Origin of the sequence: Streptomyces sp. SID13031, assembly GCF_010548305.1 — a bacterium.
Lineage (GTDB): Bacteria > Actinomycetota > Actinomycetes > Propionibacteriales > Kribbellaceae > Kribbella.
Genome location: NZ_JAAGLV010000007.1, coordinates 238,849 through 259,957, shown reverse-complemented (window position 1 = coordinate 259,957; position 21,109 = coordinate 238,849). Strand labels below are relative to the sequence as shown.

The window sequence follows — 21,109 nt, the reverse complement described above, 5'->3', positions numbered from 1 at the left end:
GCTGTGCTTGTCAGCAGCGGGGTGCAGCAACCCCGGCAGTGCTACTGAGGAGACGACGATGGGTTTCACGAATCCCGTGTACGACGGCGGGTTCGCCGATCCGCAGGTGATCGCGGTCGGCTCGCAGTACTACGCGCACGCGACCAACGGGCCGCTGGGCAACGTGCAGACGTTGAAGTCGGCCGACTTGGTCTCGTGGGAGCAGGTCGGCGATGCGTTGCCGACGCTGCCGGGTTGGACGTCTCCAGGGAAGGTCTGGGCGCCGGAGGCCGTAGTACAGGGAACTGATCGTTTCGTCATGTATTACACGACTTCTGACGATGCATCGGGTCGGCAGTGTGTAGGTGTTGCGGTGGCATCGACGGCCAAAGGTCCATATGTCGACAAGTCGAGTAAACCCTTGATCTGTCAGGTTGACGAGGGTGGTTCGATCGACGCGAGCCCGTTCCAGGACTCGAGCGGGCAGCGATGGTTGTACTGGAAGAACGACGGCAACGCGGTCGGCGTCGACACCTGGATCTACGTCTCGCGCCTCTCTCCCGACGGCCTGACGCTGACCGGCAAGACCACCCGCCTGATCAAGCAGACCCTCCCCTGGGAAGGCAACCTCGTCGAAGCGCCCTACGTCATCGAGCGCAACGGCAAGTTCCACCTCTTCTACTCAGCCAACGCCTACGACAAAGCCGACTACGCCGTCGGCCACGCCCTCTGCGAAACCCCCACCGGCCCCTGCGTGAAGTCCGGCGCCCCCATCCTCACCTCATCGAACGACGCCGCCGGCCCCGGCCACAACATGGTCCTCCTCAAGAACAACCGCTACTGGTTCATCTACCACGCCTGGGACCCAGCCCTGATCGGCGCCGACCCACCCGGCCGCACCATGTGGCTCTCCGAACTAACCTGGACCGACGACGTCCCGGTCGTCCAGCCGCCACTGAAGAAGAACCCACAAACGCCCTGACAGTGCCCACTCGCCGAGCTCGCCGCCGACGCGGGAAACAGAGACAGGCACCCTGCGGTGGGTGCGTCAGTCGAAGCGCTATCCGCTCTGGCGAGTTCTACAACTCGGTCGGGGCTCGTGCTGACGGATTGATCGATCAATGGAAACGCGAAGCGACGAGGGGATGACCGTGACCAGGAAGCGTGCCGAAGAGACGACCTTCAGCCGTGGGAACGACCGGCTGAACAAGTTGCTGGCCCGTCCGGAGGTCGCTGCCGGAGTCGCCGCGGTCGAGGCCGGGGCGCGGGAGATGGACCGGGTCTACGCCGAGAACCTGGCGGCGATCCGGAGAGCCGGTGAACTCACCCAGGTCGAGGTGGCCGAGAGTCTTGGCGTCGGGCAGGCAGTCATCTCGAGGCTCGAACGCAGGCACGACATGCTGCTCTCGACCTTGGCGGACTATCTGCACGCCACCGGTGCCGAGCAGCCCCGGATAGTCGTGATGCTCAACGGTGTCGAGGTCGAACTGGATCTTGACCGGCTCCGCGAGGCGAATTCCGCCTGAGACTGGCGTCAGGTGGTTCGGAGCACATCGCAGAGGATCGTCAGGGCCTGGTGGAAGTTGGCGTCGGTGGGGGTGGCGTAGCCGATTACTAGGCCTGGGGGGCCGGGGATGGTGCGGCGGTAGTCGGAGAGGGGGGCTACTTCGACGCCGGCGGCTCTTGCTGCTGCTGCTACGGCTTGGTCGTCTGTGGCTGGTGGTAGTAGGAGGGTGATATGTAGGCCTGCGTCTTGGCCGACGATCTGGCCGTAGGGGGCCAGTACTGCGCACGTGTGGTTGCGGCGGTCGGCGTATAGGCGTTTTGATCGGCGGATGACCTGGTCCAGGTAGCCGTCGCGGAGCATGGCCAGGAAGGCTGCCTGCATGGGCCAGCCGGGCCAGTCGCCTACCTGCTCCCGGTATGCCGCGAGCTGGTTGACCACCTCTGGGGAGGCGACCAGCCAGCCGAGGCGCAGGGCGGGGCTGAGCACCTTCGACAGGGTGCCTAGGTGGACCACCCGGTCGAGGTCGAGCTGGGCGAGGGCGGGCAGCGGCGCCACGTCGTACCGGAACTCGCTGTCGTAGTCGTCCTCGATCAAGGTCGCCCCGGTACGCCGGGCCCACCGGATCAGCTCATTGCGTCTGGCGACGGGGAGCCGGCCGCCGAGCGGGTACTGGTGCGATGGCGTGACGTAGACCGCCGACAGGTCGGTGCCGAGGTCGGAGACCTGGAGCCCGTCCTCGTCGACACCGACGTCCACGACCTCGAGCCCGAACTGCTTGGCGGTCAAGGCCGCAGCGGTGTAGCCGGGGTCCTCGACGGCGATCTTGTCGCCCGGGCGCCGAGTCACGGACAGCAGCAGCCGCAGCCCGTGGGAGGTGCCCTCGGTGATCATCAGGTTCTCGGTACCGCAGGCGATACCGCGCACCCGTCGGACGTGTTCGACCAGGGCGTCACGGAGCTCTGGTAACCCGGCGACGTCTTCGTAGCCACCGGGCGGGGCCTGGCCCGACACCTCCCGCCAGGCTCGTCTCCAGCCCGCATCGACCGTCGGGCTGATGTACGGGATCCCCGGCCGCAGGGTCAGCAGGACCGGCCCGGCAGGGGTCGGCGGGCGCGCGGCAGTACGTAGTACAGGCTGCAGCGGTACTACGTCCGCCACGTAGGTGCCTGAGCCGGTCCGTCCTGCGATCCACCCTTCGGCGTGCAGTTGGTCGTACGCCGCCTGTGCCACCGAGCGCGACACGGACAGCTCTCTGGCTAGGTCGCGAGTGGACGGCAATCGGTGCCCGGCCTGCAGCCGCCCGTCACGAATGGCCGCGCGGAACTGTTCAGCCAGCTGCAGGTGCAGCGGGCCGTTGCCGTCGCGGGTCAGGACGAGGGGGAGTGAGCTCTCCAAGTGGACTACCTGATTCGGGCGGGAATGGACCGTGCCAGCATGCCAATGATAGGCAAAGGTAGGACCATGACGACCACCACGCCGCTCTCGCCGACCGACCGGACCAAGCTTCGCCGGGAGAAGGAACGCGCCGCGATTGACCGCGCCGCGCTGGCGGAGGTCCTCCTGGCCGGCATGTTCTGCCACCTCGGGGTCGTCATCGACGGCGCTCCGCTCGTCCTGCCGACGGCGTACGGGGTGGATCTGGACGAGGGCGCCGACGGAACTCTCTACCTGCACGGCTCGGTCGCCGCCCGCAGCGTGGTCGCCTCCCCCGGCCAGACGATCTGCGTCACCGTCACCCATGCCGACGGCCTGGTGCTCGCCCGCTCCGCCTTCCACCACTCGGTGAACTACCGCTCGGCGGTCATCTTCGGCCTGCCGCGGCTCGTCACCGACCCCGACGAGAAGCTGCACGGCCTCAACCGCATCGTCGACCACCTCGTCCCCGGCCGCTCCACCGCCGTTCGCCCGCCGAGCCGCAAGGAGCTGGCCAAGACCTCGGTCCTGGCCCTCGACCTGACGGAAGCCTCCGTCAAGACCCGCGCGGGCGCCGCGAACGACGACGAGGAAGACCTCGACCTGCCCTACTGGACCGGCGTCATCCCCCTCCGCGTCGTGGCTGAGGAACCCATCACCAACCCCGACTGCACCCTCGCCATCCCCACCCACATCAGGAACCGCGCCGACCAGCTCAGCGCCGCGGTGGTCACGGGCTGAGTGGCTTCAGCTTCCGCTTGACCAGCCGGCTGGTGACCGGGCCGAGGTTGTCGAGCTCGGTCAGCAACGTTTCAGTCAGTACTGCGAGTTGCTCGAGCGACCCGAGTGCGCGGGTGGCGCCGTCAGAGTCGATACCGTCCAGCAGCTCGATCCCGACGAATCCGGCTGAGATCGCCCTGGCCAGGCCTCCCAGGTCGACCAGTGGGAGCAACGGGCTGTCGGCAAGTACTCGGTGCAGCGTCTTCTCGACCTCGGCCACCCAGAGGTTGATCGCATCCGCGACCGCCGCGCCGACGACCTCGTTGCCACGGGCCCCGGCGAGCAACTGGGCCAGTACGGCGACGTTGCCCTCGGCATGTTCGGCGACGTGTACCCGCCGGCCGACCGCGAGCAGTTCGGCGAAGGTGGTCGCTTGGTCGAACTCTCCCCGGTAGAGAGCGATCCGCTGCTCGGTACTGCTCCGGCAGGCCTCGGCGATGAGGTCGTTGACCGTGCCGAAGTGGTAGAAGACCAGCGCCTGGTTCTGCCCGGCGGCCGTGGCGATGTGCCGCGCGGACGCACCGGCGAAGCCAAGGTCGCCGATCGTCCGAAGCGCGGCGTCCAGCAGGCCGGCCCTGGTGTCCTTCGCCATCACGTCTCCTTCGCCGTTGGCAACTGTCGCGGCCCACCGCCCATCCCGTCGAGCAGCAGTTGCAGCAGTTGACGGAGCACCGGCAGCTGAGCCAGCCAGCCCAGGTACGCCCACCCTGGGCCACTGTGTTCGAGTCCGCGTGCGACGGCAGCCAGCCCGCTTGCCTTTAGGCCGTCCGGACCCATGTACAGAGCCCGTTGCAGCCCAGCCACCGTATATCCCTCGGCAGCATGGATGGCGAGGTCCTGCGGTTTCGTGCACTCGACCAGAAACGGGGCGGTCACCCCGGTCACGCGACGATGCCGAGGGCGACCGCGCGACCGCCCCGGCTGCCTGTGCGGGCAACCGGGGCTGGGTCGGGCGCCGGGTCGGGCGGCCGGTGGTCGAGCGGGTCTGGGTGATCCGGTGGCGGCATCATGACCGCCAGCATAGACCGCGTTTTGAGCGATCGCTCAAAACGGTGGTTCTCAGGCGGCGGTGCCCTTGTTGTAGCTCTTCTGGGCCCAGAAGTAGCCGACGACTCCGATCGCCAGGCACCAGGCGATCGCGAGCCAGCCGTTGCCGTCCTCGACGGGAGTGTTGAGGAGAAGGTGGCGCAGGGTTTCGATGATCGGGGTGAAGGGCTGGTACTCGGCGAACCAGCGGATGCCGCTCGGCATCGCAGACAGTGGGATGAAGGTGGTGCTGAGCAGGGGCAGCAGCAGGCTGATCGGCAGGACGATGTTGCTGGCGCCCTCCGCGGTCTTGCTGACCAGGCCGAGCGCGACCCCGAACCAGGTCAGCGCGATGGTGAGAGCGACCAGCAACCCGCTCGCCAGCAGCCAGTCCACCGGCGAGGCGTTCGGGCGGAATCCGATCAGGACGGCGAAGCCGACCACGAGGGCCAGGCTGACGACCGTCAGGATCGCGTTGCCGAGCACGTGCCCGGCCAGCACGGCCGGCCGGAAGATCGCCATCGTCCGGAACCTGGCCACGATGCCCTCGGTCATGTCGGTGGCGGCGCCGACGGCCGGGGACATGATCCCGGAAGCGATGGACATCAGCAGGATGCCCGGGGTGAGGAAGTCGATGTACTCGAAGTCGGCACCCCCGCCGAGACCGGTGGAGAAGGTCTTGCCGAAGACGACGCCGAACAGCAGCAGCATGACGACCGGCATCCCGACGGCGCCGAGCGACAGGCCGGGGTAGCGCAGGGCGTGCCGCAGGTTGCGGCGCAACATCGTGGCCGTGTCGGCGATCGGGTAGGCCTTGGTGATAGCGGGGGTGCTCATCGGCTCGTCACTTTCTGGTCGGCGTTCTCGTGGCTGGTGGGTTGGCCGGTGACGGCGAAGAACACGTCGTCCAGGTCAGGGGTGTGGATGGTCAGCTCGTCCACCTCGAGGGAGGCGTCGTCGATCCGGGCCAGCAGGGCGCGCAGCGACTGCACGCTGCCGTCGTTCGGCACCTGGAGCACCAGCGCCTCCTCGTCCGGGGCGGCCGCGGGCAGCACCTGGGCGGCCAGGGTGAACTCGTCCGGCGAGTTGAACCTGAGCCGGACGTGCCCACCCGGTGCCAGCCGCTTCAGCTGCTCCGGGGTGCCCTGGGCAACGAGCTTGCCGTGGTCGAGTACGGCGATCCGGTCGGCGAGCTGGTCGGCTTCTTCCAGGTACTGCGTGGTGAGGAAGATCGTCACGCCGCCGGCCACCAGTTCGCGGATGATCTGCCACATGTTGTGCCGGCTGCGTGGATCCAGCCCGGTCGTCGGCTCGTCCAGGAAGATGATTCGCGGGCTGCCGACCAGCGTCATCGCGAGGTCGAGGCGGCGCTTCATCCCGCCGGAGTACGTCATCGCGAGCTTCTTGCCGGCCTCGGCCAGGTCGAACCGGGCCAGCAGTTCGGCTGCCCGGCGACGGCCTTCGGCGCGGCCCAGGTGGTACAGGTCGGCCATCAGGATCAGGTTCTCCTCGCCGGTCAGCAGACCGTCGACCGCGGAGAACTGACCGGTGACGCCGATCGCGGCGCGGATGGCCTCCGGGTTTGACCGGACGTCGTGCCCGGCGACCCGGACCTCACCGGCGTCGGCGGTGATCAGGGTGGACAGGATCTGCACCACGGTGGTCTTGCCGGCGCCGTTCGGGCCGAGCAGGGCGAAAATGGTGCCTTCGGCAACATTCAGGTCGATGCCGTCGAGGACGAGCTGGTCGCCGTACGCCTTGCGCAGGCCGGTGACGTCGATCGCCGCGGTCGAGTTGTTCATGAGTCCTCGCTTGTTTTCGGGCAGGGTGAACCTGACCCAGGTGGCTTAAGGAGTGGGAAGGAGGAGATTCAGGGCGTGCTGATCCAGCCGGCCGGGCTGTGGGTGAGCCGCCGGGCGGGTGGGGTCGGGCTGTTCAGTCGGTCAGGATGCTGCGGTCAGATGTCGAGGTCCTCCACGGCCGGCTGGTCCGCCGCGTCCTCGACCATGGCGTAGAGGTCCTCGGGGATCAGCTCCCGGAGCTGGTCCACCGTTTCCACGACGTGCAGCGTGGCCTCGCCCTGAGCCATGCTCCAGGTCTGGTTGCTGCTGAGGCTGCCGATCCAGCTTCGCCAGCCGGTGTAGTTCTGCTCTTCACCGTCGACGGTGGTGACGCTGTTGTACTGCTGGCGCCGGTCGGCATGCAGGACGAACTTTCCGGTCCGGCTCCGGTAGACCTTGAACGCCTCGTACCCGCTCTTGTTGGACCGGCCGCCCTCGGCGAGCAGGACGCCGGAGAACCGCTGCTTGCGGCCCGTCCCGCGCCCGACCCGGACGGTGATCTCGTCGAAGCCCTCGAGTCGCCCCTCCTCCAGCTCGACGTACCGCCGGAGCGCGGTCGAGATGGCCTGGGACAGGTTGCCGGCGAGTTCCTGGGCCCTCTTGTAGAGGGCCAGGTCGTCATCGGAAACATAGATCGTCTTGTTCGGCATGGTGTCTCTCCTCCTACGTAGAACTATACGCACAGCTCTACGTAGACGTCTACATATAATCTACGCAGACTTTCGCCCGGCCTGTCAGGATCGTCCGGTGGACACACCTGAGGCGCGCTACGACCAACTGACCGACCGGGTCGGGACCCTGTACGACGAGGGCCTGCAGCGGGTCGCATTGGATCTACTCGACGCCGCCGACCCAGGCCTGGAGCCGTGGAGCGCGGAGCTGGCCCACCTGCGCGCCTGCCTCCTCGGCTCGCTCGGCGAATCGACCGAGGCGCTGGCCACCCTCCAGCAGGCCAGCGATGCCGGCGGGTGGTGGGAGGAGGGCATCCTCACCGAGGACGACGACCTGGCCGCCCTCCAGTACCTCCCGGCCTTCCAGCGGCTGGTGGAGCTCTCCCGCAGTCGCCGAGTCACCTCCCAGGACCAGCCACTCATCCGCCTGCCATCGGGCGATGCCGACTCAGTCACTCGGCCGCGTGGGGTGGTGGTGGCGCTGCATGGAGCCGGGCAGCGGGCCTCGCACGCGATGCGGGACTGGAGTGGAGTGCTCGAGGCCGGTTATGCGCTGGTCGGGGTGGAGTCCTCGCAGCTGATGTCGCCGATGTACCGGACCTGGCCGGACCCGGTGGAGGCGGTGAAGGACATCAGCCGGGCGCTGGAGCAGCTTCCGGCGGAGTTGCGTGGGCTCCCGCTCATCGCGGCCGGGTTCTCGGCCGGCGGCCGGGTGGCGCTCAACTGGGCCGTCGAGGCCGACCCCGTGCCGGCGGACGGCGTCGTAGTACTGGCTCCGGCTCTCAGGGAGGTACCGGAGAAGGCGCAGGGGCCGTTGTCGCCCGCGACTGTCCTGATCGGCACCGAGGACGAGTTGCTGGAGGTGGTGGAGGCCGCGGAGGAGCAGTTGGCCGCCCTCGGGCTCACCGTCGAGCGGCTACCGAGACTCGGCCACGAATTCCCGCCGGACTTCGCTCCCCAGCTGTGGATAACACGGTGATCAAACCTGTTTTATCCACAGATTTCGCCGATTTTTGCCCCGATCGAGGGCAAAGCCGGGGACAACTTGGGGAAAAGTCTCCTGCAATCTGTGCACAGCTGGGGATACCCATGTGGATAACCACAGGTCTGTAATTCGACCGCGGACTTCGGCCGGTTGCGCCCGATCGCCGGCTGAGGTCCGCGGTCCAGAAGTCAGACGGCGACTAGATCCACTGGGTCGAGACGACGAAACCGCCGGCGATCAGGCCCATGCCGATCAGCAGGTTCCAGTTGTTCAGGTCGCGCATCACCGGGATGTCCTGGCCGGCCACGTAGAAGACGACCAGCCAGGCGAGTCCGAGCAGCCAGCACCCCAGCATCAGCGGGGCGACCCACACCCGGCTGGTGGTACGCGGCTTCTTCGGAGTCTTCTCCACCTTGACCTTGTCGGTGGACGACTTCTTGGTTTTGCGACTGCTCGACTCGGGCACGACTCGACTCCTCGTAACGGACACCTACAACGGACACATAAGCTAGCTCTGGCCTCGGTTAGCGTAGTGCAGACGAGAGCAAGGGGATCACGGGTGAGCAAGCTGCGGCGAATTTCGCTCTGGCGCGCGAGTGCGCCGGTGGCGTTGCTGTGCGCCGGGCTGCTCTTCGCCACCAGCGCCACGAACGCCCGCGGTACCGATCTGCGCCCCAGTCGTAACACTACGCTCGCGGGCCTGGTCGAGGAACAGAGCCGGCGCAGCGCCAGCCTGACCCGCCAGCACGCGGCGCTGAGCCAGGACATCGAGAAGTTGCAGGCGCAGCAAGGCTCGATCGAGCCCAAGCTGGCCAACCAGCTGAAGGACCTGTCCGACCAGGTCGGTACTACGCCCGTCACCGGGCCCGGCCTCACCGTCACGCTCAAGGACGCCCCGTCCGAAGTGGTCAAGGACAACCCGGATGTGGACGCCGACTGGCTGGTGATCCACCAGCAGGACATCCAGGCCGTGGTGAACGCGCTCTGGGTCGGCGGCGCCGACGCGATCTCGATCCAGAACCACCGGGTGATCTCCACCACGGGGATCAAGTGCGTCGGCAACTCGGTCGTCCTGCACGGCGTGCCCTACCTGCCGCCGTACAAGATCACCGCGATCGGCGACCGCAAGAAGCTCCAGCAGGCGCTGGACGACTCGAAGTACATCGAGAACCTGCAGGACTACGTGGTCCGGTTCCAGCTCGGCTACGAGGTGAAGAACGAGGGCTCGATCGGGATGCCCGCCTACGAGGGCACGCTGGAGCTGCAGAGCGCGACCGTGCCCGGCTTCGAGAAGCCGCCGACCACCAGCCCGTCGGCGACCGGCTGACCGGCCTGCCCGGTGCCGGGTCGTCTGTGACAATGGTCGGCATGCCGCGGATCCTCGTCGTCGACAACTACGACTCCTTCGTCTACAACCTCGTGCAGTACCTGCAGCAGTTGCAGGCCGACACGACCGTGCTGCGCAACGACGAGGTCACCCCAGACCAGGTCTCGGAGTACGACGGCGTCCTGCTCTCCCCCGGCCCCGGTACGCCGGAAGAGGCCGGCGCGTGCGTGGACATCATCAAGGAGAAGGGCGGCGAGGTGCCGATCTTCGGCGTCTGCCTCGGCCTGCAGGCGATCGGCATCGCGTACGGCGGGGTGGTCGGCCGCGCGGACGAGCTGCTGCACGGCAAGACCAGCCAGGTCTTCCACGAGGGCGCCGGCGTGCTCGCCGGGCTGCCGTCCCCGTTCACCGCGACCCGGTACCACTCACTCGCGATCGCCCAGGACACCGTGCCGGACGTCCTCCAGGTGACCGCGCGGACCGAGGCTGGCGTGATCATGGCCGCGCGGCACCGCGACCTGCCCGTCGAGGGCGTCCAGTTCCACCCCGAGTCCGTACTGACCGAAGGCGGTCACCGGATGCTCGCCAACTGGCTGCAGACCTGCGGCGACCCGGGCGCCGTCGAGCGTTCGGCCGGGATGGCCCCGGTCGTCAGCTGACCAACTTGAGCCGGCACTGACGGCGTACAACGAGAAAGGCCGCGGGAGTCGCTCCCGCGGCCTTTCTCGTCTGCTGGGCTGGTGGTCAGCCGTTGTCGCCTTCGCCGTTACCGCCGCCACCGATGATCGGGGGCGTGTCCGGGGTGTCCGGCGGGTCGGTCGGCGTGGTGCTCGGCGGGTCGGTGGGCGTGGCCTTGATGGCGATCGACAGGGTGACCTTGGTGCCCTCCTTGACCTTCGTGCCGGCCTTGACGCTCTGCTTGGTCACCGTGCCCTCGGCCGCGGTCGGGTTGGTGTCGTCGTTGACGTAGCCGACGGTCAGCCCCAGTGCCTTGAGCTGCTGGGCGGCGTCTTCCTTGCTCAGCGTCGTGACGTCGGGGACCGGCACCTCGACCTGTCCGGACGAGACGGTCAGGGTGAACTTCGTCCCGGCGGCGTACTGACCGTCCTGACCGGGATCGATCGCGACCACGGTGCCCTTCGGGGCCTCGTTGTCGACCTCCGTGGAGTTCGACGCGACCTTGAACTTGCCGGACGCGTTCTGCAGCGCCTTGCGCGCGTCCGACTCCGACTTGCCGATCACCTGCGGAACGCTGAAGGCGGACGGGCCGGACGAGACCACCACGGTCACGGCGGTGTCCTTGTCCACCTTGGTGCCCTCGGTCGGGTCCTGGCTGATGATCGTGCTCTTGCCGACCGTGCTGCTGGCCTCGTAGCTCGGCTTGATCGTGAGTCCCTGGGCGGCGAGCAGGTCGGTCGCCGCCTGCAACCCCAGACCCGACACCTTCGGCACGTCGACCTGCTCCACCGGCTGGCTCGAGTTGGTGTTGCTCGGGTTGGCTCCCGGGTCGTTGCCCTTGTCGCCCATGTTGGTGATGATCGCGTAGGCGCCGACGGCGATCGCCACGATCGCCAGGCCGAGCAGGAAGTACGCGAGCCCGCGGTTGCGCCGGGCGCGAGCGGTCTGCGCCTCGTCGTCCCCGTCGTCGGGCGGGAGCAGGTCGTTGGACTGCGGCTGGTACGCCTGGGTGGCGGCCGCGGCCGGGGCGACCTGGGTCGCTGCCATCGCCCGGGTCTCGCCGACGGCTGCCATCGGCGCGGTCACCTGCTGGCCGGCCAGCACCCGGTGGATGTCCTGGCGCATCTCGTTCGCGCTCTGGTACCGGTGGTCGCGGTTCTTGGTCAGCGCCTTCAGGACGACGGCGTCGACCTCCGGCGGGATGTCCGGGTCGAACGACGACGGCGGCAGCGGCTCCTCGCGGACGTGCTGATAGGCCACCGACACCGGCGACTCACCGACGAACGGCGGCCGGCCGACGAGCAGTTCGTAGAGCAGGCAGCCGGTCGAGTACAGGTCGGAGCGGGCGTCCACGGTCTCGCCACGGGCCTGCTCGGGCGAGAGGTACTGCGCCGTACCGATCACTGCCGCGGTCTGGGTCATGTCGGAGGTGGTGTCCGCGATCGCCCGGGCGATGCCGAAGTCCATCACCTTGACCTGACCCTTCGGGGTCAGCATCACGTTGCCGGGCTTGATGTCGCGGTGCACGATGCCGGCCCGGTGGCTGTAGTCGAGCGCCTCGAGCACGCCCGACGTCATCTCCAGAGCGCGCTCCGGCATGATCTTGCGGCCCTCGCGGATCAGGTCCCGCAGCGTCTTGCCGGCTACGTACTCCATCACGATGTACGGGATGGTGACGCCCGAACCGTTCGGATCCGGCTCCTCGCCGGTGTCGTAGACCGACACGATGGTCGGGTGGTTCAGCGATGCGGCCGACTGCGCCTCACGCCGGAATCTGGCCTGGAAGGTCGAGTCGCTGGCCAGATCGACCCGCAGCCGCTTGATCGCGACGGTGCGGCCCAGACGGTTGTCGATGCCCTTGCGGACCTCTGCCATCCCCCCTCGACCGAGCGGTTCGCCCTCTTCGTAGCGCCCGCCGACGAGACGTGCCTGCGATGTCATTACTCTGCCTTCCAACCTGCGCGGATCGAACTCGGCCAAATCTTCAAAATGCCCACGGTAGCCCGGACCATCCACCGGCTCGCACCGGCCGAACGCTCTGTTACCGGGTTATATCGCATCGTCATCACCGGCCGAGCACCGCTTCCATGACCTTCTTGGCGACGGGTGCTGCCAGCCGGCCGCCCGAGATGTCGTCCCGGGCCACGCCGGCGGCGTCCTCGACGATCACCGCGACCGCGACCTGCGGGTCGTTGGCCGGCGCGAACGAGGTGAACCAGGCGTACGGCGCCCGCTCCTTCGAGGACTGCGCCGTACCGGTCTTGCCGGCCACGTCGACACCGCTGATCGCGCCGGGCGCGCCGGTGCCGTTCTTGACCACGTCGACCATCATCGCGGTCAACTGGGCCGCGACCTCCGGGGTGATCGCCTGGTGCAGCGACTCCGGCTTGGTCTCCGAGACCGTCTTCAGATCCCCGGTCCGGACGTTCTGGACGACGTACGGCTTCATCACGGTGCCCTTGTTGGCGATCCCGGCCGCCACCATCGCCATCTGCAGCGGGGTGGCCCGGACGTCGAACTGGCCGATCGCGGACTGCGCGGTCTGCGGCTGGTTCGGGTCACCGGGGAACTGGCTGGCGACCGCGCCCAGCTCGGGCAGCGGCCGCTCGCCGAAGCCGAACTTCTCGGCCTGCTCGCGCAGCGCGTCCGGGCCGAGGTCGAGGCCGATCGAGCCGAACGCGGTGTTGCAGGAGTTCCGCAGCGCCACGGTCAGGGTCGCGTTGTTGCTGCCACCACAGTTACGGCCGTTCTCGTTCACCAGCGGAGTGGTGGTCTGCGGCAATGGCAGCTCGGCCGGTGAGTTCACCGGGGTGTCCGGCTTGTACTTGCCACTGGACAGCGCGGCCGCCGCGGTGACCAGCTTGAACGTCGAACCCGGCGGATAGGTCTCCCTGGCCGCCCGGTTCAGCGCCGGCTTGTCGTCGTTCGCGTTCAGCGCGTTCCAGGTGGCGGCGGCCTTGGACAGGTCGTGCGAGGCGAGCGCGTTCGGGTCGTACGACGGCCGGCTGACCAGGGCGAGGATCTTGCCGGTCTTCGGCTCGATCGCGACGACCGCGCCCTTCTTGTTGCCGAGCGCGTTGTACGCCGCCTGCTGGGCTGCCGCGTTCAGGGTCAGCGTGACGCTCGCGCCCTGCTGCCGGCGGTTGGTGAGCACGTCGACGACCCGGCGGAACGCCAGTGACGGGTCGGAGCCGTTCAGCTCGCTGTTCTGGTTGAGCTCGATGCCGGCCCGGCCGAACTGGAAGGAGTAGTACCCGGTGACCGGTGCGTACAGCGGGCCGCTGGAGTAGGTGCGCTGGTACTTGTACTGGTCGTTGACCTCCACGCTCCGCGCGATCGGGGTGTTGCCGATCAGGATCGGGCCGCGGTCCACCGAGAACTGCTGGTCGCGGACCCGCCGGTTGTCGTCGCGGCCGTTCAGGTCGCCGGCCCGGAAGGCCTGCAGATAGGTCGAGTTGGCCATCAGCGCGAGCATCAGGATGATCGCGCCCACGGCGAGCCGCCGGATTGCTGAGTTCACTGCTTCTGCACCGCCATCGCGATCGTTTCGTCGGAGACCGGTGCCGCCGGGGTCTGGGGGCGCCGGGCCTGGTCGCTGATCCGGAGCAGCAGCGCGATGATCGCCCAGTTCGCGACCAGCGACGTACCGCCCAGGGCCATGAACGGCGTGGCCAGGCCGGTCAGCGGGATCAGCCCGGTGACGCCGCCGATGATCACGAACACCTGCAGCGCGAAGGACATCGCCAGGCCGGTGGCGAGCAGCTTGCCGAAGATGTCCCGGCAGCCCAGCGCGGTCCGCAGACCGCGCTCGACCAGCAGCGTGTAGACCAGGATGATCGCGATCATCCCGGTCAGGCCGAGCTCCTCGCCGAACGAGGAGATGATGAAGTCGCTCTGGCCGTAGAAGCCGAGCAGTTCGGGCCGGCCCTGGCCGAGACCGCGGCCGAGGACGCCACCCCAGGCCTGGCCCATCAGACCGTTCGCGACCTGACCGACGCCGTCGCCCTTGAAGGGGTCCAGCCAGTCCTCCACCCGGCTGTGCACGTGGCCGAAGGTCGAAGCGGCGAACCAGGCGCCGCCAGCGAACAGCAGGCCACCGATGATCAGCCAGCCGGCCCGTTCGGTAGCGACGTACAGCAGGAACAGGAACAGGCCGAAGAACAGCAGCGAGGAGCCGAGGTCCTTCTCGAAGATCAGTACGCCGAGGCTGACGCCCCAGGCGATCCCGATCGGGCCGAGGTCGCGGGCCCGTGGCAGGTCGAGGCCGAGGAAGCGATGCCCGGCCAGGGTCAGCACATCCCGCTTCACCACCAGGTAACCGGCGAAGAAGACGACCAGGCAGAGCTTCGCGAATTCACCAGGCTGGAAAGACATCCCGGCGAACCGGACCCAGATCTGGGCGCCGTTGATGTTCACGCCGAGCCCGGGGACCAGCGGCAGGACCAGCAGGACCAGACCGGCCAGGCCCGCGGTGTAGGTGAGCGCCTGCAGCCGGCGGTGGTCCCGGATCACCAGGATGACCACCAGGAACAAGACGATGCCGACCGCGGTCCAGGTGATCTGCTGCGGTGCCGCCGGGCCGCGAGGAGTGTTGCCCTTGGCCAGCGCCATCGCCTCCAGGCCGAGGTCGACCCGGTGGATCATGGCGACGCCGAGGCCGTTCAGGAGCACCGCGCAAGGCAGGAGCACCGGGTCGGCGTACGGGGCGCGGTAGCGCAGGGCCAGGTGCGCGATCAGGGCCAGCAGGCCGATCCCGGCCGCGTAGTAGCCGGTACTGGCCGGGACCTTGTCCTGGACGGTGAGGCCGATGTTGACGTAGGCGCCGACCGAGACGCCGATCGCCACGATGAGCAGCATCAGCTCCACCCCGCGCCGGGTGCGCGGGATGATCTGGATGACGGATGTCGAAGCGATACTCATCTGACGCCGTCACAGTCGTCGGGGTTGACCGTGCCGTTGCTCGAGGTGGCGCCCGGCGTGGTGGGCGGAGTCGAGACGGGCGTGGTCGCCGGCGGCTTGGGCGGCGTGGAGACCGGCTTGCCGGTGACGGGCGGAGTACTGGGCTTCGGGGTCGTGCTCGGCTTGGGTGTCGGCTGGGCCGCGCACTCGTCGGCGGTGCGCTTCAGCTCGCTGACGATCTTCCGGGCCGCGTCGAGGTCGTCGGCCTGGATCGTGCCCTCGACCTGCTCCCGGCTGTACGTCGGCAGCTTGTCGACCTGCAGCGCCTGCTTCTCGTAGAGGGAGGACAGGTTGAGTCCGGGGACCACCTCGTCGACTCCCTTGAAGATTGCGACGTAGTCACCGTCCGTGCCCACGTAGTACTGCTTCTGGGTCCAGTTGTAGGCGAACCAGCCGCCTCCGCCGATCACTCCGAGCACGACGACCAGTACTGCGAGACGCCTCAGCCACAGGAACCGCTTGGGCGGGCGGGGCGCGTACCGGAGCTCTTCTGGGTCGACACCGCCGCCGCCGTGACCACCGCCACCACCGTCGCCCTGGGCGCGCATCGTCGCGGTCCCCGGGCCGGTGCTGCCCTGGGCGAGCTCGGCCGCGGCGCCGACGAGCTGCGGCTGGGTGCCGCTCGCCGGGTCCGTCTCCACCACGTCGGCGACGACGCAGGTGACGTTGTCGTTGGATCCCGCCTCGAGCGCGTGCGTGATCAGGTCGACCACCACGGAGTCCGGCGTGCCTTCGGCCATCGCCGTGGCGATCACCTGCTCGCTCACGTAGTCCGGGAGGCCGTCGCTGCAGAGCATCAGCCGGTCGCCGGCCTGGACGTCGAGTATTTCCAGGTCCGGATCCGAATCGGGCCGGCCGTCGAGGACGCGGAGGATCAGGTTCCGGTGGGGGTGGGTGAAGGCCTCCTCCTTGGAGATCCGGCCCTCGTCCACCAGCGACTGGACGAACGTGTGGTCGTGGCTGAGCTGGTAGAGCAGCCCGTCACGCATCCGGTAGGCGCGCGAGTCGCCGAGATGGGCGAGCCCGAGCTGCTGGCCGTCGAAGAGCAGCGCCGTGACGGTCGAGCCCATGCCTTCGCGCTCGGGGTCCTCCTCGACGAGCTCCGAGAGCCGCTCGTTGGCCCGGTGGACGGCGCCCGCGAGCGCCTCCATCATGTCCGGACCGGTGATCCCGGGCTTGTCCAGCCGGCGGATCACCTGGACGGCCGCCGAGCTGGCGACCTCACCCGCGGCGGCGCCACCCATCCCGTCGGCGAGCAGCAGCAGGTGCGGACCGGCGTACGCCGAGTCCTCGTTGTTGCGGCGCACCCGTCCGACATCGGACAGTGCGGCGTAGTCCAGCGATAACGTCATGACCGGCGCCCTACTTCGCGATGTTCAGCGTCGTGCGACCGATCCGGATGGAACCGCCGATCTCTGCCGGTACGGGCCGGGTCACGCGCTGGCCGTCCAGGTACGTGCCGTTGGTCGAGCCGAGGTCCTCGACCCACCACTCGCCCTCGGACATGAACACCCGGGAGTGCCGGGTCGAGGAGTAGTCGTCGTCGAGGCGGATCTGGCAGTCCGAGCCGCGGCCGATCACGACCGGCTCCTCGACCAGGGTCGCGCCCACGCCGGCCTGCGGGCCGTCGGCGATGGTGACCGAGCCGGGCAGGCCCTTGCGCTTCTTGCTGGGCTTGGCGGGCTTGGGGGTTCGGCCGTTGGGCTGCGGGGACGAGGCCGGCGCGATCGCGCGGGCATCGACCTTGGCGCCGAACAGGTCGGACCGGATCACGGACAGCACCGCGAGGACGAACATCCACAGCAGGGCCAGGAACCCCAGTTTGATCAGGGTCAGCGTCAGTTCCGACATGGAAGTCCAGTCACCACCCGCTGCTTGGCGGCTGGGCGATCGGCTCGTCCGCTAGGCGCAGCGTCATGGTGGTGTTCCCGATCCTCACGGTCGATCCGTCGGTCAGTTCGGCCTCGGCGGCCCGGCGTCCGTTGACCAGGGTGCCGTTGGTCGACCCGAGGTCGACCAGGACCACCCTGACACCTCCAGGGCCTTCGGGCATAAGCCGGATCTCCGCATGCCGCCGGGAGACCCCGGGATCGTTGATCTGGATGTCGGCGTCGGTGCCCCGGCCGAGCACGACGCCCGGCGGGTTGATCGGCCGGCGCCGGCCGTTCACCTCGAGCATCACCTGCGGGTGGCCACGGCGGGCCGGCGGGGGCTGCACGGGCGGGCTCTGGAGCACGGTCGCGTTCGGGTCCGGGGCCGGCTGGTACGACGGCTGCGGTGGTTGCTGCACGGGGGGCTGCGGCGGCCGTTGCTGGTTGCCGACAGTGGCGCTGACGACGCGGAACTTCCCGGTCGGCAGCTCGTCTTCCTGGGTCAACTCGATCTCGATCGGTCCGGAGAAGGTGTAGCGCTGGATGTCTGCGTGGTCGCGCAGTTCGTTGGCGAGCTCGTGGTTCAGGGTCCGGCCGTAGGCGTTCAGGCGCTCGAAGTCGCCCGGGCCGAGCTCGACGGTGAAGTGGTTCGGCACCAGCCGGCGGTCCCTGGACAGGATCCGCGCGGTGTTGTCGATCTCTCGCTTGAGCGCGGCAGCCAGCTCGATCGGCTCCACGTCTCCCTTGAACGCGCGCGCGAAGACACCACTTACGATGCCTTCGAGGCGTCGCTCGAAGCGCTGCAGCGGTCGCACGCGTCCTCCTCCACGGTCGGTCGTCGGGTGGACCCAACGATCGTGCTTGCCGTACGGCACCTTCAAGAGGCTCGCCGTACCCCGTGTCCACCGGCGTGTGGTGAACACACTGGTACGACGATCGATCGTATCGGCAGGTTCGACCGAACCTGCAATGTCAGAGTCTGCCTGAGGCCGTGCTAGTGTTTTCTCTCGGTTGCAGATGGCATTTTTATCAGCTCTCAGCGACCGATGCGCGAGTGGCGGAATAGGCAGACGCGCACGGTTCAGGTCCGTGTGCCCGAAAGGGTGTGGGGGTTCAACTCCCCCCTCGCGCACAGCGACTCCCGGTCAGTTTCTCACTGACCGGGAGTTTTTGTTTTCCCGGGAGTTTCGCGGGTGCGGCGTGCGTCACAGCAGCTGTTCGGTCAGCGGTTCCAGAGGCCGTGGGGTTTCAGGAGGGTCAGGATCCGGGTCTCCAGATAGCGCGCGTCGGGCGTGTCCGAGGTCACCGACCAGCTGACCTCGAGGTCGAGGCGGAGGACGGCTTCGCGGGCCCAGTCCTGGGCGGTTTTGGGGCCGTGGTGGCGGAGATCGTGGAGTTGTTGCTCCAGCCAGGCGGGGTCGGCGAGGGCGCGGTCGAGGGCTTCCTCGCCGAAGCCGCTGATGGCGCCTCGGCCGTTCCGGTAGACGGTCAGGCGGCCGTAGAGGCCTTGCGGGCGCCCGCTCGCAGCGCGCTCGCCGGCCATTCCGGCGTACCGGATGATGGCGGTCAGGGGCTCGCGGAGGAGGTAGACGCCGGGCTCCCGTGGTGCGGCCGGGATCGCCTCCGCAAAGGGCATCCACGGCGACCAGTCGGCCAGGTCGTGGACCTCGGCGTACCGCTCGCGGAGGGTGTAGTCGTGGACGGCGGACCAGCTCATGAGCCCACCCTGCCTGCCGCCGCCGACATTCCGGACAGCTTTGTGACGCTCGCCGAGTCCGGCTGGGAATGTCGGCCCGGGATGGGACCGTGGGGCGATGACGGGGATTCGTATTGCTGTTGCTGCACCGATCACCACGAAGGATGCCGCGGAGAACGGTGCCAAGGTCCGGGACCTGATGAAGGAGGCCGCCGCCGGCCAGGCGCGGCTGATCCAGTTTCCGGAAGGGCACCTGTCAGGGCATCCGCCGTGGCAGCTCCAGGACTGGTCCGAGGTCGACTGGCGGGTGGTCCACGACGAGCTGGAGAAGATCAAGAAGCTCGCCGCGCGGCTGAAGCTCTGGGTCGTGCTCGGCTCGGCCCACCCGCTGACCCCGCCGAACCGCCCGCACAACAGCCTCTACGTGATCTCCGACGACGGCCGCATCGTCGACCGCTACGACAAGCGCTACTGCTCCAGCACCGAGATCACCCGCTTCTTCAGCCCCGGCTTCGAGCCGATCGTCTTCGACGTGGACGGCTACCGCTTCGGCTGCGCGCTCGAGATCGACTACCTGGAGATCCTCAGCGAGTACGACCGCCTCGGCGTCGAGTGCCTGCTGCTGTCGGCGTACCCGGTGGAATCGACCATCGACGTCAAGGCCCGCGCCGCCGCGGCGATCAACAACTACTGGGTGGCGATGTCCTTCCCCGCCCAGGCCGACGAGATCGCGTACTCCGGCCTGATCGATCCCGACGGCACCTACGTCTTCCAGATGAAGGACACCGCCGAGCTGACGCTCGCCACTATCGACCGCAACGACCCCGACTACGCCTTCTCCCTCACCCAGTCCCGCCCCTGGCGCACCATCGCCCGCAAGGGCGACATCTACCGCACCCGCCGAGTCACCGAAGACCCCCGCTCCACCAACCACACCGTCAGCTAGCTCGTACTGCGGCCGGCCGGGTAGGGCGAGCAAACTCCACCCCAGCGCGACCCTCCCGTAGGGCGCGTGCTGGGGTGGAGGTGTGAGAGGCGCGCCCCGTCAGCGAAGCCGGAGGCGGGCCAGGAGGCGGTGGGCCGGCGCTCGGTGGCGGCCTGCGAGCGCACGGTTTTGAGGCGGAATTCCGGAATGTCGTGGCGTGCCGCGGTGAGGCGTGGTGGTGTTGGTGCCCAGCAGCGTCCAGCAGGCGAGTACCGCGGCAGCAACCAGGCCGGCGAGGCCGGCGTAGTCCGTCCAGTTCATGGTGATCTCTCTCGATGGCGGCTCGGGCGGGAGGTCCGCGATTGCGTCTTTCACCGGTAGTGACGCCGTGATCCGGATTTCGTGACGGCACTTCGGTGCCACGATTAGGTGGAGTTTCGAGGAGGTGGGCCCGATGCACGACGGATCGATGCTGGACGCCGACGAGGAGCAGGCGTACCGGCTGCTGGTCGGCCTGTCGGTCGCGCGGTCGGCGGAGCTCGCCGAGGTCGCCCGGCTGCCGCAGCAGGAGGCGGTCGAGGTGCTGCAGCGGCTGCAGGCCAAGGGCCTCGTAACGGTCCAGCCGGGCGACGACCCGGTCTTTCGTCCGCTGCCGCCTGACGTGGCCCTGGGTACAACGTTGTTACGGCGACAGGAGTCGCTTGAGTCCGCCCGGAAGACGGTGGCGTCGCTGAGCGAGGAGTACCGCGCCAGCGCCAGCCGCCGGGACGCGCACCATCTGGTCGAGGTGATCGTCGGCGCTACTCCGCTGCGGGATCGCCTCCGCGACCTGCAGGAGTCTGCTCGCACGGAGATCCTCTGGTTCTGCCGCGCCAACCCACTGGCCATGCAGGGCGCGGAGAACACCGAGGAGTACGGCGCCCTCAGCCGTGGCGTCCGCTACCGGGCCATCTACGAGCGGGCGCTGCTGGAGACTCCGGGCGAGCTGGACACCATCGCCGAGGGCATCAGCTGGGGTGAGGAGGCACGGGCACTGCCGACGCTCCCTGTGCGACTGGCGATCGTCGACCGCGCTACTGCCGTCTGCCCGCTCGTACGAGACGAGGAGGCGGGTATCGGCGAGCCCACGGCCGCAGTGATCGGCAGAGGGCAGCTACTGGATGCTCTGCTCGCCCTGTTCGAGAGCCATTGGGAGGCAGCGACTCCCGTGCGACTGCAGTCTGAGGGTGCGGCGCCCGACCCAGAGGGCTTGGACGACAACGAGCGCTTCCTGCTGTCCCTGCTCGTCGCCGGAGTGCCGGACAAGTCGATCGCGTCGCAGCTCGGCATCAGCCGCCGGACAGTCCAGCGCCGCCTGGACCGCCTGATGGCCCTTGCCGGCGTCGACACCCGTACCGGCCTGGCCTTCCAAGTAGCCCGCCGTAAATGGCTGTAGCCGGGGCCCGTGAGGG

The 21,109-nt window shown here is 68.5% G+C and carries 24 protein-coding genes and 1 tRNA gene; 9 read left to right on the top strand and 16 right to left on the bottom strand.

Annotated features, from left to right (window positions below; genetic code table 11):
• Positions 1 to 58 precede the first annotated feature (58 nt).
• Together G3I17_RS16710 and G3I17_RS16705 are read left to right on the top strand one after the other, a co-directional pair.
• Positions 59 to 961: a glycoside hydrolase family 43 protein gene (locus tag G3I17_RS16710; protein ID WP_164597105.1), complete on the top strand. Its 903-nt coding sequence runs from the start codon at positions 59 to 61 to the stop codon at positions 959 to 961.
• Between the two features lie 169 nt (positions 962 to 1,130).
• On the top strand, positions 1,131 to 1,505 hold the full coding sequence (locus tag G3I17_RS16705) for a helix-turn-helix transcriptional regulator (protein ID WP_203590306.1): 375 nt from the start codon (positions 1,131 to 1,133) through the stop codon (positions 1,503 to 1,505).
• Positions 1,506 to 1,513: 8 nt separating this feature from the next.
• On the opposite strand, the gene G3I17_RS16700 is transcribed toward G3I17_RS16705, so the two are convergent.
• Positions 1,514 to 2,881: a PLP-dependent aminotransferase family protein gene (locus tag G3I17_RS16700; protein ID WP_164597102.1), complete on the bottom strand. Its 1,368-nt coding sequence runs from the start codon at positions 2,879 to 2,881 to the stop codon at positions 1,514 to 1,516.
• 66 nt (positions 2,882 to 2,947) lie between these two features.
• Between G3I17_RS16700 and G3I17_RS16695 the strand changes: the two genes are divergently transcribed.
• On the top strand, positions 2,948 to 3,640 hold the full coding sequence (locus G3I17_RS16695; RefSeq protein WP_164597100.1) for a pyridoxamine 5'-phosphate oxidase family protein: 693 nt from the start codon (positions 2,948 to 2,950) through the stop codon (positions 3,638 to 3,640).
• On the opposite strand, the gene G3I17_RS16690 is transcribed toward G3I17_RS16695, so the two are convergent.
• From G3I17_RS16690 to G3I17_RS16670, 6 genes are all read right to left on the bottom strand, one after another.
• On the bottom strand, positions 3,630 to 4,271 hold the full coding sequence (locus tag G3I17_RS16690) for a TetR/AcrR family transcriptional regulator (protein WP_164597098.1): 642 nt from the start codon (positions 4,269 to 4,271) through the stop codon (positions 3,630 to 3,632). The genes G3I17_RS16695 and G3I17_RS16690 overlap by 11 nt on opposite strands.
• Positions 4,271 to 4,555: a hypothetical protein gene (locus G3I17_RS16685; RefSeq protein ID WP_164597096.1), complete on the bottom strand. Its 285-nt coding sequence runs from the start codon at positions 4,553 to 4,555 to the stop codon at positions 4,271 to 4,273. Before G3I17_RS16685 ends, G3I17_RS16690 begins: the two co-directional genes overlap by 1 nt.
• A 5-nt stretch (positions 4,556 to 4,560) precedes the next feature.
• Complete coding sequence (locus tag G3I17_RS41660; protein ID WP_275402485.1) at positions 4,561 to 4,689, bottom strand: hypothetical protein; 129 nt, start codon at positions 4,687 to 4,689, stop codon at positions 4,561 to 4,563.
• A gap of 49 nt (positions 4,690 to 4,738) precedes the next feature.
• Entirely contained in the window at positions 4,739 to 5,542 is an 804-nt protein-coding gene (locus G3I17_RS16680) for an ABC transporter permease (protein WP_164597094.1), read from the bottom strand.
• A complete protein-coding gene (locus tag G3I17_RS16675; RefSeq protein WP_164597092.1) occupies positions 5,539 to 6,507 on the bottom strand; it encodes an ATP-binding cassette domain-containing protein in 969 nt (322 codons plus the stop codon). Before G3I17_RS16675 ends, G3I17_RS16680 begins: the two co-directional genes overlap by 4 nt.
• 155 nt (positions 6,508 to 6,662) lie before the next feature.
• A complete protein-coding gene (locus tag G3I17_RS16670) occupies positions 6,663 to 7,196 on the bottom strand; it encodes an EXLDI protein (protein WP_164597090.1) in 534 nt (177 codons plus the stop codon).
• Between the two features lie 97 nt (positions 7,197 to 7,293).
• On the opposite strand from G3I17_RS16670, the gene G3I17_RS41655 reads away from it, so the two are divergent.
• A complete protein-coding gene (locus tag G3I17_RS41655; protein ID WP_164597088.1) occupies positions 7,294 to 8,196 on the top strand; it encodes an alpha/beta hydrolase in 903 nt (300 codons plus the stop codon).
• A gap of 205 nt (positions 8,197 to 8,401) precedes the next feature.
• On the opposite strand, the gene G3I17_RS16660 is transcribed toward G3I17_RS41655, so the two are convergent.
• Positions 8,402 to 8,668, bottom strand: a complete 267-nt coding sequence (locus tag G3I17_RS16660; protein WP_164597086.1) for a cell division protein CrgA — start codon at positions 8,666 to 8,668, stop codon at positions 8,402 to 8,404.
• A 93-nt stretch (positions 8,669 to 8,761) separates the two neighbouring features.
• Between G3I17_RS16660 and G3I17_RS16655 the strand changes: the two genes are divergently transcribed.
• Positions 8,762 to 9,529: a DUF881 domain-containing protein gene (locus G3I17_RS16655; protein ID WP_164597084.1), complete on the top strand. Its 768-nt coding sequence runs from the start codon at positions 8,762 to 8,764 to the stop codon at positions 9,527 to 9,529.
• 41 nt (positions 9,530 to 9,570) lie between these two features.
• Positions 9,571 to 10,188, top strand: a complete 618-nt coding sequence (locus G3I17_RS16650) for an aminodeoxychorismate/anthranilate synthase component II (RefSeq protein ID WP_164597082.1) — start codon at positions 9,571 to 9,573, stop codon at positions 10,186 to 10,188.
• A gap of 85 nt (positions 10,189 to 10,273) precedes the next feature.
• Here the strand turns inward: G3I17_RS16650 and pknB are convergent, their stop codons facing one another.
• From pknB to G3I17_RS16620, 6 genes are all read right to left on the bottom strand, one after another.
• Positions 10,274 to 12,148, bottom strand: coding sequence for a Stk1 family PASTA domain-containing Ser/Thr kinase (gene pknB, locus G3I17_RS16645; protein WP_203590305.1), 1,875 nt, complete (start codon positions 12,146 to 12,148; stop codon positions 10,274 to 10,276).
• Between the two features lie 124 nt (positions 12,149 to 12,272).
• Positions 12,273 to 13,727: a penicillin-binding transpeptidase domain-containing protein gene (locus G3I17_RS16640; RefSeq protein ID WP_164597079.1), complete on the bottom strand. Its 1,455-nt coding sequence runs from the start codon at positions 13,725 to 13,727 to the stop codon at positions 12,273 to 12,275.
• Positions 13,724 to 15,127, bottom strand: a complete 1,404-nt coding sequence (locus G3I17_RS16635; RefSeq protein WP_164597076.1) for an FtsW/RodA/SpoVE family cell cycle protein — start codon at positions 15,125 to 15,127, stop codon at positions 13,724 to 13,726. Before G3I17_RS16635 ends, G3I17_RS16640 begins: the two co-directional genes overlap by 4 nt.
• Positions 15,124 to 16,518 carry a protein phosphatase 2C domain-containing protein gene (locus G3I17_RS16630; RefSeq protein ID WP_164597074.1) on the bottom strand — a complete coding sequence of 465 codons (1,395 nt, stop codon included), beginning with the start codon at positions 16,516 to 16,518 and terminating at the stop codon, positions 15,124 to 15,126. Before G3I17_RS16630 ends, G3I17_RS16635 begins: the two co-directional genes overlap by 4 nt.
• Positions 16,519 to 16,528: 10 nt before the next feature.
• A complete protein-coding gene (locus G3I17_RS16625) occupies positions 16,529 to 17,017 on the bottom strand; it encodes an FHA domain-containing protein (protein ID WP_164597072.1) in 489 nt (162 codons plus the stop codon).
• Between the two features lie 10 nt (positions 17,018 to 17,027).
• Positions 17,028 to 17,852, bottom strand: a complete 825-nt coding sequence (locus tag G3I17_RS16620; protein WP_164597071.1) for a DUF3662 and FHA domain-containing protein — start codon at positions 17,850 to 17,852, stop codon at positions 17,028 to 17,030.
• A 233-nt stretch (positions 17,853 to 18,085) separates the two neighbouring features.
• Between G3I17_RS16620 and G3I17_RS16615 the strand changes: the two genes are divergently transcribed.
• A tRNA-Leu gene (locus G3I17_RS16615) sits at positions 18,086 to 18,169 on the top strand.
• 90 nt (positions 18,170 to 18,259) lie between these two features.
• Here the strand turns inward: G3I17_RS16615 and G3I17_RS16610 are convergent.
• Positions 18,260 to 18,754, bottom strand: coding sequence for a hypothetical protein (locus tag G3I17_RS16610; protein ID WP_164597069.1), 495 nt, complete (start codon positions 18,752 to 18,754; stop codon positions 18,260 to 18,262).
• Between the two features lie 97 nt (positions 18,755 to 18,851).
• On the opposite strand from G3I17_RS16610, the gene G3I17_RS16605 reads away from it, so the two are divergent.
• A complete protein-coding gene (locus tag G3I17_RS16605) occupies positions 18,852 to 19,679 on the top strand; it encodes a carbon-nitrogen hydrolase family protein (RefSeq protein ID WP_164597067.1) in 828 nt (275 codons plus the stop codon).
• A 99-nt stretch (positions 19,680 to 19,778) separates the two neighbouring features.
• Here G3I17_RS16605 and G3I17_RS39840 read toward each other — a convergent pair whose 3' ends face one another.
• A complete protein-coding gene (locus G3I17_RS39840; protein ID WP_203590303.1) occupies positions 19,779 to 19,979 on the bottom strand; it encodes a hypothetical protein in 201 nt (66 codons plus the stop codon).
• Between the two features lie 133 nt (positions 19,980 to 20,112).
• Here G3I17_RS39840 and G3I17_RS16600 point away from each other — a divergent pair, with 133 nt between their 5' ends.
• A complete protein-coding gene (locus G3I17_RS16600; protein ID WP_164597065.1) occupies positions 20,113 to 21,093 on the top strand; it encodes a helix-turn-helix domain-containing protein in 981 nt (326 codons plus the stop codon).
• The last annotated feature ends 16 nt before the right edge of the window (positions 21,094 to 21,109 follow it).

Coding starts and splice junctions, on each gene's coding strand:
- G3I17_RS16650 (WP_164597082.1), top strand. CDS start 9,571: ATGCCGCGGATCCTCGTCGTCGACAACTACGACTCCTTCGTCTACAAC.
- G3I17_RS16605 (WP_164597067.1), top strand. CDS start 18,852: ATGACGGGGATTCGTATTGCTGTTGCTGCACCGATCACCACGAAGGAT.
- G3I17_RS16625 (WP_164597072.1), bottom strand. CDS start 17,017: ATGTCGGAACTGACGCTGACCCTGATCAAACTGGGGTTCCTGGCCCTG.
- G3I17_RS16680 (WP_164597094.1), bottom strand. CDS start 5,542: ATGAGCACCCCCGCTATCACCAAGGCCTACCCGATCGCCGACACGGCC.
- G3I17_RS16690 (WP_164597098.1), bottom strand. CDS start 4,271: ATGGCGAAGGACACCAGGGCCGGCCTGCTGGACGCCGCGCTTCGGACG.
- G3I17_RS41660 (WP_275402485.1), bottom strand. CDS start 4,689: ATGATGCCGCCACCGGATCACCCAGACCCGCTCGACCACCGGCCGCCC.
- G3I17_RS16635 (WP_164597076.1), bottom strand. CDS start 15,127: ATGAGTATCGCTTCGACATCCGTCATCCAGATCATCCCGCGCACCCGG.
- G3I17_RS16675 (WP_164597092.1), bottom strand. CDS start 6,507: ATGAACAACTCGACCGCGGCGATCGACGTCACCGGCCTGCGCAAGGCG.
- G3I17_RS39840 (WP_203590303.1), bottom strand. CDS start 19,979: ATGAACTGGACGGACTACGCCGGCCTCGCCGGCCTGGTTGCTGCCGCG.
- G3I17_RS16670 (WP_164597090.1), bottom strand. CDS start 7,196: ATGCCGAACAAGACGATCTATGTTTCCGATGACGACCTGGCCCTCTAC.
- G3I17_RS16610 (WP_164597069.1), bottom strand. CDS start 18,754: ATGAGCTGGTCCGCCGTCCACGACTACACCCTCCGCGAGCGGTACGCC.
- pknB (WP_203590305.1), bottom strand. CDS start 12,148: ATGACATCGCAGGCACGTCTCGTCGGCGGGCGCTACGAAGAGGGCGAA.
- G3I17_RS16710 (WP_164597105.1), top strand. CDS start 59: ATGGGTTTCACGAATCCCGTGTACGACGGCGGGTTCGCCGATCCGCAG.
- G3I17_RS16630 (WP_164597074.1), bottom strand. CDS start 16,518: ATGACGTTATCGCTGGACTACGCCGCACTGTCCGATGTCGGACGGGTG.
- G3I17_RS16695 (WP_164597100.1), top strand. CDS start 2,948: ATGACGACCACCACGCCGCTCTCGCCGACCGACCGGACCAAGCTTCGC.
- G3I17_RS16600 (WP_164597065.1), top strand. CDS start 20,113: ATGCACGACGGATCGATGCTGGACGCCGACGAGGAGCAGGCGTACCGG.